This window comes from Nonomuraea gerenzanensis (assembly GCF_020215645.1).
Lineage (GTDB): Bacteria > Actinomycetota > Actinomycetes > Streptosporangiales > Streptosporangiaceae > Nonomuraea > Nonomuraea gerenzanensis.
Map to the genome: position 1 here is coordinate 10375385 of NZ_CP084058.1, position 15397 is coordinate 10390781.

Here is a 15397-nt window from a genome sequence, read left to right on the forward strand (position 1 = left end):
CCCCGAGGAGTGGTCCATGCGCAGACTACTGGCGATCTCCCTGGTCGCCGTACTCCCGTTAAGCAATATCAGCGCAGCTCACGCCCAGCAGCCCGCCGACCGGCAGCAGGCGTTCGCCGCCGCCGCAGCGGAGTTCCAGGTGCCGGAGAGCGTGCTGCTCGGCGTCTCCTACCTGGAGTCCCGCTGGGACGCCCACGCCGGGCAGCCCTCCAGCGACGCCGGGTTCGGGCCCATGCACCTGACCGACGCCGCCGCGTACACCGGAGGCAACCACCACGACGAGGGCGAGGAGGACGCCCGCGGCGACGACAGCCGTCCCCTGCCCGCGCCCGCCGAGCAGCCCGCCCCCGCCGACCTCCCCGCCTCGTTGCGCACCATGGAGCGCGCCGCGGCGCTGACCGGCGAGAGCCACGAGCGGCTGCGCACCGACGACGCCGCCAACATCCGCGGCGGCGCGGCACTGCTGGCCGACTACCAGAAGGCGCTCGGCGCGCCGCTCAGCGACGACCCCGGCGAGTGGTACGGCGCCGTCGCCCGCTACTCGGGCGCCGAGGAGGCCGGAGCGGCCAAGTTCTTCGCCGACGAGGTCTTCTCGGTCATCGAGCAGGGCGTCACCCGGACGACCGACGACGGCGAGCAGGTCGCGCTCAGGGCCGTACCCGGTCTGGAGAAGATCGAGAAGTGGCTGGAGAAGCTCGGCCTGCGCCCGACGCGCCCCGACGGGGTGGAGTGCCCCGCCTCGGTCTCCTGCGAGTGGATCCCGGCCGCCTACCAGGAGCTGCCGGACGACGACTACGGCCACTACGACCTGGCGAACCGCCCGTTCAGCCAGAAGGTGGACTACATCATCATCCACGACATGGAGGGATATTTCCTGCCCTCCATCCGCCTCAACCAGGACCCGAACTACGGCGCGAGCTGGCACTACTCCCTCCGCTCCAGCGACGGCCACATCGCCCAGCACATCAAGACCAAGGACGTCGGCTGGCAGGCCGGCAACTGGTACATCAACGCCAAGTCCATCGGCCTCGAACACGAGGGCTTCCTGGCCGAGGGCGGCACCTGGTACACCGAGGCGATGTACCGGTCGAGCGCCCGCCTGGTCCGCTACCTGGCTCTCAAGCACGCCGTGCCGCTGGACCGGGCGCACATCCTGGGCCACGACAACGTCCCCGGCACCCTGCCGACGACCGTGCGCGGCATGCACGAGGACCCGGGGCCGTTCTGGGACTGGGCGCACTACTTCCAGCTCATGGGCGCCCCGCTGCACGGCTTCGGCAGCCCCAGGTCGGGCTCCGTCATGATCAAGCCGGACTTCGCCACGAACAAGCCGTACTTCTACGGCTGCGACCGCAAGAACCCCTCGGCCGCCTGCCCGCCGCTGCCCGCGAGCACCGTGTGGCTGCGCACCGAGCCGCGCGCGGACGCGCCGCTGGTCAAGGACATAGGCAAGCACCCGACCGGTGAGTCCCTCTACAGCGTGTACGACCACAGCGCCCGCGCCACCACCGGCCAGCGCTTCGCCGTGGCCGAGCGCCAGGGCGACTGGACGGCCATCTGGTACCTGGGACAGAAGGCCTGGTTCCACAACCCGGCGAGCGCGCCGACGGCGGTGCCCTCGATGGGGCTCGTGGTGACGCCGAAGCCGGGCAAGGCGACGGTGCCGGTGTACGGCAGGGCCTACCCGGAGCAGGAGGCCTATCCGGAGGGCATCCCGTACCAGGCGGTGACGCCGCTGCAGTACACGTTCTCGGCCGGCGAGAAGTACACGCTCGCGGGACCGGCCGCGACCGAATACTACCGCGCGGTCACCTTCGACCTGGAGGACCACAAGGTGGTCCGCGGTAAGACGAAGTACCTGGAGATCCAGTTCGGCCACCGCGTGATGTTCGTCAAGGCTGACGACGTGCAGGTGACGTTCTCCGGGTGAACTCCTTGACGGCCCGCCTGGTGCTCGCCAGCGCCTCCTGAGAGGAGTCGAACGTGCGCTGGGCGACGCCGACGAACACGCAGTCGACCACGAGGAGCTGGCTGATCCGGCTGGCCAGGGCGCCGGGACGGAACTCCGTCTCGCGCCCGGCCGAGATCAGCACGTGCTCGGCCAGCTCCGCGATGGTCGAGCGCGGGTTGTTGGTGATCGCCACCGTGGTGGCCCCGGCCTCCTTGGCCCGGCTCAGCGGCTCGATCACGTCGGGGGTCTCGCCGGAGGTGCTGATGCCGATGGCGACGTCACCCTCGCGCAGCAGCACCGCGCTGGTCAGCGCCAGGTGGGCGTCCTGGAAGGCGTGGCTGGACAGGCCGATGCGCAGCAGCTTCTGCGCGACGTCCTCGGCGACCAGGCCGGAGGCGCCGACCCCGAAGGCGTCGATCCGCCGGGCGCCGACGATGGCGTCCACGACCAGGCCGAGCCGCTCGGAGGTGAGCTGGGCGACGGTGTCGTTGATCGCCTCGGACTCGGCCCGCGCGACCTTCTGGATGACCTCCGACAGGGGATCGTCGGGGGCCAGGTCGCCGGGCACCAGCCGGTCGGGCTGCGCGGCGGCGGCCGCCAGCGCCAGCCTGAGCTGGGGATACCCGGCGAAACCGAGCAGCCTCGCGGTCCGCACGATCGTGGCCTCGCTGGTGCCCGAGGCGGCGGAGAGCTCCGTGATGGTGCTCCTGGCGACCGTCGCGGGGTCCTCCAGGATGAGACGGGCGACGGTCTGGGCGGCAGGCGTCAGGGACGGCAGTACACCGCGGACCGTGGCCACCAGAGTGTCAGCCCGCAGGCCGCTGTCGTCCACCATGCCGATTATGCCGCCTTTTCCGCCCTTACTCCGAACCACTTCAAGATCAAGAGCTTTTGGGGAACCCCCACGGGCAGAGCGCCGTCATGCGTGTCGGAGACCCGCCGCGCTCGCCGTAGCTCACGCGCCGGGTCCCGCCGTCCGGCCGTGACCCTAGCGCAGGGTTCCGTTGGTCATGCCCGCCGGCTCCTCCGGCACGGCGATCAGGCCGAGCTCGGAAGGGGTCGCGAGCAGCGGGTGCGACGGCACCACGCGCACCGTGTAGCCGAAGGCGCCCGTGCGGTCGAGCGGCACCGTGCCCGTGTAATGGGCCCGCCCGTCGTCGTCCACCGACCGTACGGTCAGCTTCGTGTACGACGGGTGCACCAGCTCGTCGTGCGGCCCCACCTTCCCGTACGCCGCCTCCACCAGCACGTCGTCGGGCTCCAGGTCACCGAGCGCGATCGTGGCGTGCAGCTCGATGGCCGCGCCGACCTCGGGGGTGTCACCCACGCCCGCGGCCTCCGCGTGCTCGACCCGCACCCCGGGCCAGGCCCTGGTCACCCGCACCCGCCAGGCGGCGAACGCCTTGGCGGGGGCGTAGCTGTCGGCGCTCAGCGCGCGGGCCGAGGCCGCGGCCGGGTTGTACAGGTCCACGACGTAGTCGCGGAGCATGCGGCCCGCCAGCACCTTCGGCCCGAGCGAGGTGAGCGTGTGCTTGACCATCTCCATCCAGCGCCGCGGCAGGCCGTCGAGCGCCCGGTCGTAGAAGCGGTCGGACACCTCGTGCTCGATCAGGTCGTACAGGGCGGCGGCCTCCAGCTCGTCGCGCCGGTCGGGGTCGCTGACGCCGTCGGCGGTGGGGATGGCCCAGCCGTTGGTGCCGTCGTACCACTCGTCCCACCAGCCGTCGCGGATCGACAGGTTGAGCCCGCCGTTCAGCGCGGACTTCATGCCGGACGTGCCGGACGCCTCCAGCGGGCGCAGCGGGTTGTTCAGCCACACGTCGCAGCCCTGGACCATGAGCTGCCCGAGCGCCATGTCGTAGTCGGGCAGGAACACGATCCGGTGCCGCACGTCGGCGCGGTCGGCGAACTTGACGATCTGCTGGATCAGCTTCTTGCCACCCTCGTCGGCCGGGTGCGCCTTGCCCGCGATGACGATCTGCACCGGCTTGTCGGGGTCGAGCAGCAGCTCGGTCAGCCGTTCGGGGTCGCGCAGCATGAGCGTGAGCCGCTTGTACGACGGCACCCGCCTGGCGAACCCGATGGTCAGCACGCCCGGGTCGAGCGCGTCGTCGATCCACCCCAGCTCGGCGTCGGAGGCCCCGCGCTCGCGCCACGACCTGCGCAGCCGCTCCCTGGCCCCCTCGACCAGCCGCCGGCGCAGCACGCCGCGGATCTCCCAGATGTCGGTGTCGGAGATCTTCTGGATGGCCTCCCAGCCGCGGGCCCGCTCCAGCAGCGAGGGCACCTCGCGGCCGGCCAGCTCCATCAGCTCCCTGCCGACCCAGGTGGGCGCGTGCACGCCGTTGGTGATCGAGCCGATCGGCACCTCGTCGAGGTCGAAGCCCGGCCAAAGATTCTTGAACATCTCACGGCTGACCTCGCCGTGCAGCTGGGACACGCCGTTGACCCGCTGGGCCAGCCGCATGCCCATGACGGCCATGTTGAACCGGCCGGGGTCGGACTCGGCGCCCAGCGCGAGGATGCGCTCCACCGGCACCGTCGGCCAGGCGTTGGCGCCGCCGAAGTGCCGCTCGATCATGTCGATGGGGAAGCGGTCGATGCCCGCGGGGACGGGCGTGTGCGTGGTGAACACGGTGCCCGCGCGCACGGCCTCCAGCGCCTCGTCGAACGACATCCGGGCCTCGGTCAGCTCGCGGATGCGTTCGAGGCCGAGGAAGCCGGCGTGCCCCTCGTTGGTGTGGAAGACCTCGGGCTCGGCATGGCCGGTGATCTTGCAGTAGGCCCGGATCGCGCGCACGCCGCCGACGCCGAGCAGCAGCTCCTGCATGAGCCGGTGGTCGGTGCCGCCGCCGTAGAGGCGGTCGGTGACGTCGCGCGCGGCGGCGTCGTTGTCGGCCACGTCGGAGTCGAGCAGCAGCAGCGGGACCCGCCCGACCTGCGCCACCCACACCTGCGCGTGCAGCACGCGCTCGTCGGGCAGAGCCAGGCGGATCTTGACGGGCGTGCCCTCGGCGTCCTTGAGCAGGCTCAGCGGCAGCCCACCGGCGTCGAGCGACGGATAGTGCTCCAGCTGCCAGCCCTCCGGCGACAACGACTGGGTGAAGTAGCCGTGGCGGTAGAGGAGGCCGACCGCGAGGATCGGCACGCCGAGGTCGCTGGCCGCCTTGAGGTGGTCTCCCGCGAGGATGCCGAGGCCGCCGGAGTACTGCGGCAGCGCGGCGGCGATGCCGAACTCGGGCGAGAAGTAGGCGATGGCCCGTGCGGCCTCGGGCAGGGTCTGGTACCAGCGCGGCGAGGTGATGTACTCGCGCAGGTCGTCGGCGGCGTCGGCGAGGCGGCGCAGGAAGCGGCGGTCGGCCGCCAGCTCGCTCAGCCTGGCCGGTGTGACGGCGCCGAGCAGCGCGACGGGATCGTGCCCGACCTGTTCCCACAGATCGGCGTCCACCTCGGCGAAAAGGTCCATCGTCTCCGGGTGCCAGGACCATCGGAGATTGTGGACGAGCTCGCCGAGGGCGGCCAGCTCCGCGGGTAGGACGGTGCGGACGGTAAACCGGCGGATAGCTCTCACGTTTCTGCACCCTACGGGCTAGGAGGGACCTCTGAGTCCTTCACCCTCATGAAGGCCGTTCAAACCCCTTCCGGGAACAAGCATGAAGAGGGACTATTGGGGCAACTTTCCAGGTTGTTGGGCTCTCCCGTACACACCGACGGGAGGTCTATCCGCTGCTGTCCACAATTTACATGCAAGGATCGTTCCTGCCAGGGAAGCCTCCGGCGGCACCGGGAGTGCCGCCGCAAACTCTCGAATGCGATGATCGGACGAATTCCCATCACGGACATCTCCCCCGTCGTCGACTGCGGGCAGTGGCCCGCCAAAGCGGTCGCCGGCGAGACCTTCCAGGTCTCGGCGACCGTGTTCAGAGAGGGCCATGACGCGGTGGCGTCAGGCGTGGTGCTCACCGCGCCCGACGGCCGGCGAGGCCGCCTGAAACCCATGCGCGAACTCGCCCCCGGCACCGACCGGTGGGGCGTGGACGTGTGCCTGCCCGCCGAGGGTGACTGGCTGTTCCGCGTGGAGGCGTGGAGCGACCCGATCAGCACCTGGCTGCATGACGCCGAGATCAAGATCCCGCGCGGCATGGACGTCGATCTCATGTGCGAGGAGGGCGCGCGGCTGTTCGAGCGTGCCGCCAAGGCCGTGCGCGCCGCCGACTGCCCCAACGGCACGCCGGCGGCCGGCAGTAACACTTCGCCGCAGAGTGGTCCTGCCGGGCAGAGCGGCGCCCGCAAGCAGAACGGCAACGGCGACACCGCCTGCGGCCACCGCGCGGCCCTGCTGTCGATCTCGGCCACGCTGCGTGACGAGAACCTCGACCCGCGGGCCCGGCTGTCGATCGCCCAGCTGCCCGAGACGGCCGCGCTGCTTGAGGCCCACCCGCTCCGCGAGCTGGTGACCAGGTCGAAGTCCCACAAGATCAGGGTGGACCGGCGCCGGGCGCTCTACGGCTCCTGGTACGAGTTCTTCCCCCGGTCCGAGGGCGCGGTGGTCAGCGAGCGCGGGGTCTCGAAGTCGGGCACGTTCCAGACGGCCGCCAAGCGGCTGCCCGCCATCGCCAAGATGGGCTTCGACGTCGTCTACCTGCCGCCCATCCACCCGATCGGCACCACGTTCCGCAAGGGACGCAACAACACGCTCAGCCCCGAGCCCGACGAGCCGGGCTCGCCGTGGGCCATCGGGTCGGAGGACGGCGGCCACGACGCCATCCACCCGGAGCTGGGCACCATCGAGGACTTCGAGGCATTCGTCGGCCGGGCCAGGGAGCTCGGCATGGAGGTCGCGCTCGACTTCGCCCTGCAGTGCTCCCCCGACCACCCGTGGGTCAAGGAGCACCCCGAGTGGTTCACGGTCAGGGCGGACGGGTCCATCGCGTACGCGGAGAACCCGCCGAAGAAGTACCAGGACATCTACCCGATCAACTTCGACAAGGACCCGGAGGGCATCTACACCGAGGTCAAGCGGGTGCTGCGGCACTGGATGGACCACGGGGTGCGCATCTTCCGGGTCGACAACCCGCACACCAAGCCGGTGGCCTTCTGGGAGCGGCTGCTGGCCGACATCCACCGCACCGATCCGGACGTGCTCTTCCTGGCGGAGGCGTTCACCCGGCCGGCGATGATGCGCACCCTCGCCAAGACCGGCTATCACCAGTCATATACGTATTACACCTGGAAGAACTCGAAGCCCGATGTGGAGACCTATCTGACCGAGCTCGCCCACGAGACCTCCTGCTACCTGCGGCCGAACCTGTTCGTCAACACGCCGGACATCCTGCACGAGTTCCTGCAGCACGGCGGCGTGCCCGCGTTCAAGATCAGGGCCGTCCTGGCGGCGCTCGCCTCGCCCACCTGGGGCGTCTATTCAGGGTACGAACTCACGGAAAATGTCCCGGTACGCCCGGGCAGCGAGGAATACCTGGATAGTGAGAAATATCAATACAAACCGCGCGACTGGGCTGCGGCTGAACGTGAGGGGCGGAGCCTGGCTCCCTTCATCACGCATCTGAATTTGTTCCGAAGAGCGCATCCGGCGCTTCAGGAATTGCGTAATCTACGGTTCCACAGGGTCGACCAGGCGGACATCGTCTGCTTCTCCAAACGACTCCCGGGCGCCTATGACACGGCCACACGAAGGCACGGGCTGGGCGACGTCGTTCTGGCGGTCATCAACCTTGATCCGCACCACACCCACGAGGCAACGGTCGATCTTGACCTGCCCGCTCTCGGCCTCGACTGGAACGCAGAGTTCGTCGTGGACGACGAGCTGTCGGGCGAGTCGTACCGCTGGCGGCAGAGCAACTACGTGCGCCTCGACCCTCACATCCAGCCTGCCCATATTCTCACCGTACGAGCCGCGCCACGGTAGAAACTGAATTCAGCGGGGAGTCTTCAACGTGTGTGACAGCGCCTCCCTCATGAGCCTCCTGCGAGGCGGCTCATGAGCTCCACACCCATTCCCAACACCTTTGACGAGGAAAAGCCACGCGATCCTTACTGGTACAAGCGCGCGGTTTTCTACGAGGTCCTGATCCGCGGGTTCGCCGATTCCAACGGCGACGGGACCGGTGACGTCAGAGGGCTCATCAGCAAGCTCGACTACCTGCAATGGCTGGGTGTCGACTGTCTCTGGCTGCTGCCCCTGTACGAGTCGCCGCTGCGTGACGGCGGCTACGACATCGCGGACTTCATGAAGATCCTTCCCGAGTTCGGCGATCTCGGAGATTTCGTGAAATTGGTGGACGAGGCCCACAAACGCGGCATGCGCGTCATCGCCGACCTCGTCATGAACCACACCAGCGACGCCCACCCGTGGTTCCAGGCCTCCCGGCACGACCCGGAGGGCCCGTTCGGCGACTTCTACGTCTGGTCGTCCACCGATGAGAAGTACCAGGACGCCCGGATCATCTTCATCGACACCGAGACCTCCAACTGGACCTACGACCCGGTCCGCGGCCAGTACTACTGGCACCGCTTCTTCCACCACCAGCCGGACCTCAACTACGAGAACCCGGATGTGCAGGAGGCGATGCTGGAGGTCCTGCGGTTCTGGCTGGACCTCGGCATCGACGGGTTCCGGCTGGACGCGGTGCCGTACCTCTTCGAGGAGGAGGGCACCAACTGCGAGAACCTGCCCAGGACGCACGAGTACCTCAAGGCCATCAGGGCCGAGGTGGACCGGCTCTACCCCGACCGGGTGCTGCTGGCCGAGGCGAACCAGTGGCCCTCGGACGTCGTGGAGTACTTCGGCGACCCGGTCGGCGGCGGCGACGAGTGCCACATGGCCTTCCACTTCCCGCTGATGCCGCGCATCTTCATGGCCGTACGCAGGGAGTCGCGCTACCCCATCTCCGAGATCCTCGCGCAGACCCCGAAGATCCCCGAGCACTGCCAGTGGGGCATCTTCCTGCGCAACCACGACGAGCTGACGCTCGAGATGGTCACGGACGAAGAGCGCGACTACATGTACACCGAGTACGCCAAGGACCCCCGCATGCGGGCCAACGTCGGCATCCGCCGCCGCCTGGCGCCCCTGCTGGAGAACGACCGCAACCAGATCGAGCTGTTCACCGCCCTGCTCCTGTCGCTGCCCGGCTCCCCCGTGCTCTACTACGGCGACGAGATCGGCATGGGCGACAACATCTGGCTCGGCGACCGCGACGGCGTGCGCACCCCCATGCAGTGGGACCCCGACCGCAACGCGGGCTTCTCCGACTGCGACCCCGGCCGGCTCTACCTGCCGGTGATCATGGACCCCATCTACGGCTACCAGGCGATCAACGTCGAGGCCCAGCAGAAGAACGCGGGCTCGCTGCTGCACTGGACCCGCCGCATGATCGAGATCCGCAAGCGGCACCCCGTCTTCGGGCTGGGCGGCTACGCGGAGCTGAACTCCTCCAACCCCAGCGTGCTCGCGTTCGTCAGGGAGCTGGGCGACGACCGGATGCTGTGCGTGAACAACCTGTCACGCTTCCCGCAGCCGGTCGAGCTCGACCTGCGGAGGTTTGTCGGCGTCTCCCCCGTGGAAACCATGGGAGGCGTACCATTCCCGGCAATTGGCGAACTTCCGTATCTTTTGACGCTTCCCGGGCATGGGTTCTATTGGTTCACACTCCCGCCGGCCATCACCCAGGAGGAGTAAGCCGTGCTTGACGAGCTCCTTGCCGCATGGATCAGCCGCCAACGTTGGTTCGGCGGCAAGGGGCGCCCGATCGACGAACTGTCGATCGACTCGGACGTCGAGCTGACACCCGGGCTGCGGCACCTGATCGTCGCCGTCTGGCAGGAGGGCTCGCGCGACCGCTACCAGGTCCTGCTGGGCGAGCGCGACACGCTGCCCGACCGGCTCAACCACGCCCTCATCGGCACCATCGGCGACCGCCACCTCTACGACGCCGTGCACGACTGCGAGCGCACCCGCTGGCTGCTCGACGGCATGGCCCACGACGAGACCCGCAGCGGCCTGCGCATGCGGCACGTGCCCGGCGTCACCATCGACACCTCCCCGCGCAGCCTGGTGCTCGGCGCGGAGCAGTCCAACACCTCGCTGGTGTACGGGGACGCCTACATCTGCAAGCTCTTCCGCCGGCTCATCCCCGGCCTGAACCCCGAGCTGGAGATCATCACCGCCCTGGCCGCCAGGGACGCGCCGCACATCGCGCAGCCGTACGGGTGGATCGAGACCGACCTCGACGGCACCGGCACCACGCTCGCGATCATGCAGGAGTTCCTGACGCCGGCCAACGACGGCTGGGACCTCGCCCTGGCCAGCGTGCGCGACCTGTACGCCTCGCTGCCCGAGCTGCCGGCGGCGGAGGCGGGCGGCGACTTCGCGGCCGAGGCGCTGCGGCTGGGCGCCGCCACCGCCCGCGTGCACCACGAGCTGGCCGCCGCCTTCCCCACGGGGGTGGTGGAGACCCACGAGATCAAGCGCATGGCCGAGGGCTTCAGGCGGCGGCTCGGCCGGGCCGTGGCCGAGGTGCCCGAGCTGCGCGAGCATGTGAGCGCCATCGAGGAGGCCTACCACCAGGTGGAACTGCTCACCAACGAGGTGCCTGTGCAACGCGTTCACGGTGACTACCACCTCGGGCAGGTGATGCGCACGCCCACGGACTGGATCATCCTCGACTTCGAGGGTGAGCCCGGGCAGCCGCTGGCCGAGCGGCGGGCGCTGTACTCGCCGCTGCGGGACGTGGCGGGCATGCTGCGCTCGTTCGACTACGCGGCCAGGCACCTGCTGGCCGGCCGTCCCGACACCGACGAGCTGGAGCCCAGGGCCCAGGAGTGGGCCGACCGCAACCGGGCCGCCTTCCTCGACGGCTACACCGAGGGCGGCGGCGTCATCTCCCCGGCGGACGCGGCGCTGCTGCGGGCCTTCGAGCTGTCGAAGGCGGTCTACGAGGTCGTGTACGAGGCCCGCAACCGGCCCTCCTGGATCCCGATCCCGCTCGCCGCCTTCCGGCCCCGCTCCACCTGATCAGGCTGGAGCCCCTCGATCCGCCTGGAGCCCCTCGATCAGCCTGGAGCCCCTCGATCCGCCTAGAGCTCCTCGATCAGCCCGGACAGCCCTTCGTGCCCCAGCCCGCGGGCGGTGCGCTGGTCGATGACGGCCTTCAGCGGCAGCAGCAGGTCCGGCTTGACCCCCTGCTCGCGGAACGTCCGCACCAGGTTCTCCACGCCCGCCCGGTTGATCTCCAGGTTGGAGACCTCGGTGCTGTGGTCGCCCGACTCCATCTTCTCGGCCCACAGGGGCTGCTGCGCGGCCATCGCGTTCAGCCACGGCACCAGCAGCGACGGCACGAACTCCGTGAGCGGGTAACCGGCCGACCTGACCAGCGCGGCGGCCTCCAGCAGGCCGGCGATCTGGCCGTACATGCCGGTCAGCATGGCCAGGTCGAGCAGCGGGGCCATGCCGGGATCGGCGCCGGTGTAGCGGGCCTCGGCCATGGCGGCCAGCGCCCCTTCGTACCGGTCGAAGGCCGGCTCGGAGCCGCTGTAGAGGATGAGCGCACCCGGCTTGGCGATCATCTGCGGGACGGCCATGATGCCGCCGTCCACGTACTCGCCGCCGTGGCCCGCCACCCAGGCCGCCAGCTCGCGGGCCTCGGCGGGGCGGCCGGTGGTCAGGTTGGCGACGACCTTGCCCGCCAGTGGCGTGCCCTCCAGCGTGGCCGTCACGGACGGGTAGTCGAGCAGGCACACGATCACCAGCGGGCTCGCCGCCACGGCCTCCCCGGGGGTGGCCGCCTGCTTGGCGCCCTTGGCGAGCAGGGGCTCGGCCTTGGCGGGCGTCCGGTTCCAGACCGTGACCTGGTGCCCGGCGGCCAGGAGGCTCTCGGCGAGCGCGGTGCCCATGAGTCCGAGACCGAGCACGGAGATGTTCTCCGACATTTCGCTGTTCCTTAGGAGGTGAGGATGTCTGTGCGTCCAGGCTGCTCGCGGGCGGTTATGGTCGGGTTCTGAATTCGTTATGGGGGGCGGATGCGGTACGGGGTGCTGGGCCCGCTCGCGGTGTGGGCGCCGGACGGGCGGCCGGTCCAGGTGCCCGAGGTCAAGGTCAGGGCGCTGCTGGCCGGGCTGCTGATCCAGGCGGGGCGGACGGTCTCCGCCGACCGGCTGATCGAGGACCTGTGGGGTGACCGGCCGCCCGCCGACCCCGCGGCTGCCCTGCGGGTGAAGGTGTCCCAGCTGCGGCGGGTGCTGGGCGATCGGGAGCTGGTGGCCCACCGGGCGCCGGGGTACGTGCTGCGGGCCGAGCCGGAGTCCGTGGACGCCGGGCGGTTCGAGGCGCTGCTCCTGCGCGCCCGGCGCACCGGCGAGCCGGAGGCGCGGGCGGCGCTGCTGCGCGAGGCGCTCGGGTTGTGGCGGGGCGGCGCGTACGCCGAGTTCGCCGACGAGCCGTGGGCCAGAGCGGCGGTGGCGCGGCTGGATGAGCAGCGGCTGGTGGCCGTGGAGGAGCTGGCCGAGACGCGGCTCGGGCTCGGCGAGCACGGGCCGCTCGCCGCCGAGCTGGCCGACGCGGTGGCCGAGCACCCGCTGCGCGAACGGTTGCGGGCGGCGCACATCCGGGCCCTGTACCGGGCCGGGCGGCAAGGGGAGGCGCTGTCGAGCTACGCCGACCTGCGGCGGCGGCTGGCCGGTGAGCTGGGGCTGGACCCGGGGCCCGAGCTGGTGGCGCTGCACCAGGCGATCCTGGAGCAGGACCCGGCCCTGGAGGCACCCGCCGCGCGGCCCGTGACCAACCTGCCGGCCCCGCTGACTGAGCTGGTCGGCCGCGACGAGGCGGTGACCGAGGTGCGCGCGCTGCTGCGCGCCAACCGGCTGGTCACGCTCACGGGCCCGGGCGGCGTCGGCAAGACCCGCCTCGCCCTGGCCGCCGCCGAAACGGCACCGGACGCGTCCTTCAGCGGCGGCGGGGTGTGGCTGGTGGAGCTGGCCGCGTTGCCGGCCGGGGCGCGGGTCGTGGAGGTGGCCGAGGCGATCGCGGCCGTGCTGGGCCTGCGGGACGACGCGCCGGGCCGCATCATGGACCGCCTGCCCGCCGCCCTGGCGGCCCGGCCCACGCTGCTGGTGCTGGACAACTGCGAGCACGTGGTCGAGCAGGTGGCCACGCTGACCGCCCGCCTCCTGCGCGCAGCCCCCGGCCTGCGGGTGCTGGCCACCAGCCAGGAGTCGCTGCGGGTCGAGGGCGAGGCCCTGTGGAGCGTGCCGCCGCTGACGCGGGAGGCGGCGGTGGCGCTGTTCGCCGCGCGGGCCGGGATCGAGCCCGACGACGACGTGGCGGAGATCTGCGAGCGGCTGGACGGCCTCCCCCTGGCCCTGGAGCTGGCCGCCACGCGGATGCGCACGCTGACCCCCAGGCAGCTCGCCGACCGCCTGGACGACCGCTTCCGGCTGCTCGCCTCCGGCCTGCGCGGCGCGCCCGCCCGGCAGCGCACGCTGCGCGCGATGATCGACTGGAGCTGGGAGCTGCTGACGGACGGCGAGCGGGTGGTGCTGCGGCGCCTGGCCGTGCACGCCGACGGCTGCACGCTGGAGGCGGCCGAGGACGTCTGCGCCGAGCCCGGCCTGGACGTGCTCGACCTGCTGGCCCGCCTGGTGGACCGCTCCCTGGTGGTGCGGGCGGCGGGGCCCAGGTTCCGGTTGCTGGAGTCGGTGGCCGCGTACTGCCAGGAGCGGCTGCGGGAGGCGGGCGAGCTGGACGAGGTGCGGCTCAGGCACCTGCGCCACTACGCCGCCCTCGCCGAACGCCTGGAGCCGGAGCTGCGCGGGCCGGGCCAGCGTCACGCGCTCGCCCGGCTCGACGCCGAGGCCGCCGACCTGAGGACGGCCCTGGACACGGCGGTACGCACCAAGTCGGCGGGCCAGGCGCTGACCCTGGTGAACAACCTGGCCTGGTACTGGGTGCTGCGCGGCAGGCTGGGCGAGGCCCGCCGCGCCCTGGAGTCGGCCCTGTCCGTGGCGGCACCGTCCGTGGCGGCACCGTCCGTGGCGGCCCAGTCCGTGGCGGCACAGTCCGTGGCGGCACCGTCCGTGGCGGCACAGTCCGTGGCGGCACAGTCCGTGGCGGCACAGTCCGTGGCGACACAGTCCGTGGCGGCACAGTCCGTGGCGGCACAGTCCGTGGCGGCACAGTCCGTGGCGGCACAGTCCGTGGCGGCACAGGACGATCCGGCCACCGCGCGGGCGCGGGTGTGGCGGGCCGGGTTCGAAATGCTGGCGGGTCACCTCGTCCCGCTGGACACCACGCTGTTCGAGCGCGTGGAGGACCCGCTGGCGCGGGCCCGGGCGCGGTGGTTCGCCGCGTTCGCCCTGTTCGGCTACGAGGACCTGTCGGCGAGCGGCGAGCTGGCGGAGACGGCGCTGGCGGAGTTCCGGCGGCTCGGCGACGACTGGGGCACGGCCGCCGCGCTCATCCTGCTGGGCCGGCACGCCGCCATGCGCGGCGACCTGGCGGCGCTGCGGGACAGCGCGGAGCGGGGGCTGGCCCTGTTCAGGAAGGCCGGCGACCGGTGGGGCGAGCTGCGCGCGACGGAGAGCCTCGGCACGCTGGCCGAGATCACCGGCGACTACGGCCGGGCCACCGAGCTGCGCCTGGAGGTGCTGGCCATGGCCGAGGAGCTGGGGCTGTGGAGCTCGGTGTCCGATGCGCTGTCGCGGCTGGGCCGGATCGCCCTGCTGACGGGCGACCACGTACGGGCCGACGACTTCCACGAGCGGGCCAGGCGGCTGGCGGCGGCGCAGTCGAACCGCCCGGCCGAGGAGTTCGCCGAGCTGGGCCTGGCGCTGAGCGCGCGCCGGCAGGGCCGGCTGGACGAGGCTGAGCGGCGGTTGCGGGCCTGGCTGGGCTGGGTCGAGGACGTGGCGGGCGACCCGGGCGCGGCGCTGATCCTGGCCGAGCTGGGGTTCGTGGCCGAACAGCGCGGCGACGCCGCGCAGGCGCTGGAGCTGCAGCGCCGGGGGCTCGCGGTGGCCCGCAAGATGGGCGACCCGCGCGCCACCGCGCTGGCGCTGGAGGGCCTGGCGGGCGCGCTGGCCCTGGACGGCCGGGCCGACGCGGCCGCACGGCTGCTGGGCAGGGCCGCCGCGCTCAGGGAGTCGGTGGGCGCGCCGCTGCCGCCGGGCGAGCGCGGCGACGTCGATCGGATCACGGCGGCGGTGCGCCGGGCGCTGGGCCCGGACGCGCTCGCGGCGGCCCTGGCCGCCGGCTCGGTTCTCCCGCTGGAGGAGGACGGTTCTCTCCCCTCACAGGAGCGCGGCCGGTAGCCCCATCGCGTTGCCCTGCCTGGACGAAAACACCGTCACGGGTATGGTCAGAGCAATCCCCTAAACCCAAGAACACCACTGTTTTTCGCACTTCCCGTGATTGTCCCGGTGAAAGCGGGCAGT

The 15397-nt window shown here is 71.3% G+C and carries 8 protein-coding genes; 5 read left to right on the forward strand and 3 right to left on the reverse strand.

The genetic code is table 11. From position 1 onward, the window contains the following. The first annotated feature begins 16 nt into the window (after positions 1–16). Positions 17–1930: an N-acetylmuramoyl-L-alanine amidase gene (locus tag LCN96_RS48290; RefSeq protein ID WP_225269122.1), complete on the forward strand. Its 1914-nt coding sequence runs from the start codon at positions 17–19 to the stop codon at positions 1928–1930. Here LCN96_RS48290 and LCN96_RS48295 read toward each other — a convergent pair. Then, positions 1893–2786, reverse strand: coding sequence for a MurR/RpiR family transcriptional regulator (locus tag LCN96_RS48295; protein ID WP_187414544.1), 894 nt, complete (start codon positions 2784–2786; stop codon positions 1893–1895). The genes LCN96_RS48290 and LCN96_RS48295 overlap by 38 nt on opposite strands. 153 nt (positions 2787–2939) lie before the next feature. After that, positions 2940–5522 (reverse strand): alpha-glucan family phosphorylase, encoded by a 2583-nt coding sequence (gene glgP / locus LCN96_RS48300; RefSeq protein ID WP_225269123.1) that lies wholly within the window; start codon positions 5520–5522, stop codon positions 2940–2942. A 243-nt stretch (positions 5523–5765) separates the two neighbouring features. Here glgP and LCN96_RS48305 point away from each other — a divergent pair, with 243 nt between their 5' ends. From LCN96_RS48305 to LCN96_RS48315, 3 genes are all read left to right on the forward strand, one after another. Then, positions 5766–7877, forward strand: a complete 2112-nt coding sequence (locus tag LCN96_RS48305) for an alpha-1,4-glucan--maltose-1-phosphate maltosyltransferase (protein WP_225269124.1) — start codon at positions 5766–5768, stop codon at positions 7875–7877. Positions 7878–7949: 72 nt separating this feature from the next. Next, positions 7950–9650 (forward strand): maltose alpha-D-glucosyltransferase, encoded by a 1701-nt coding sequence (gene treS / locus LCN96_RS48310; protein ID WP_225269125.1) that lies wholly within the window; start codon positions 7950–7952, stop codon positions 9648–9650. Between the two features lie 3 nt (positions 9651–9653). Continuing rightward, positions 9654–10985 carry a maltokinase N-terminal cap-like domain-containing protein gene (locus LCN96_RS48315; protein WP_225269126.1) on the forward strand — a complete coding sequence of 444 codons (1332 nt, stop codon included), beginning with the start codon at positions 9654–9656 and terminating at the stop codon, positions 10983–10985. Positions 10986–11047: 62 nt separating this feature from the next. Here LCN96_RS48315 and LCN96_RS48320 read toward each other — a convergent pair whose 3' ends face one another. After that, entirely contained in the window at positions 11048–11899 is an 852-nt protein-coding gene (locus tag LCN96_RS48320; RefSeq protein WP_225269127.1) for an NAD(P)-dependent oxidoreductase, read from the reverse strand. 90 nt (positions 11900–11989) lie between these two features. Between LCN96_RS48320 and LCN96_RS48325 the strand changes: the two genes are divergently transcribed. Continuing rightward, entirely contained in the window at positions 11990–15274 is a 3285-nt protein-coding gene (locus LCN96_RS48325; RefSeq protein ID WP_225269128.1) for a BTAD domain-containing putative transcriptional regulator, read from the forward strand. Positions 15275–15397: the final 123 nt, after the last annotated feature.

Bases quoted from the DNA above. Each gene is read 5' to 3' on its own strand.
- treS (WP_225269125.1), top strand. From the start codon at position 7,950: ATGAGCTCCACACCCATTCCCAACACCTTTGACGAGGAAAAGCCACGC.
- LCN96_RS48295 (WP_187414544.1), bottom strand. From the start codon at position 2,786: ATGGTGGACGACAGCGGCCTGCGGGCTGACACTCTGGTGGCCACGGTC.
- LCN96_RS48325 (WP_225269128.1), top strand. From the start codon at position 11,990: ATGCGGTACGGGGTGCTGGGCCCGCTCGCGGTGTGGGCGCCGGACGGG.
- LCN96_RS48290 (WP_225269122.1), top strand. From the start codon at position 17: ATGCGCAGACTACTGGCGATCTCCCTGGTCGCCGTACTCCCGTTAAGC.
- LCN96_RS48305 (WP_225269124.1), top strand. From the start codon at position 5,766: ATGATCGGACGAATTCCCATCACGGACATCTCCCCCGTCGTCGACTGC.
- LCN96_RS48320 (WP_225269127.1), bottom strand. From the start codon at position 11,899: ATGTCGGAGAACATCTCCGTGCTCGGTCTCGGACTCATGGGCACCGCG.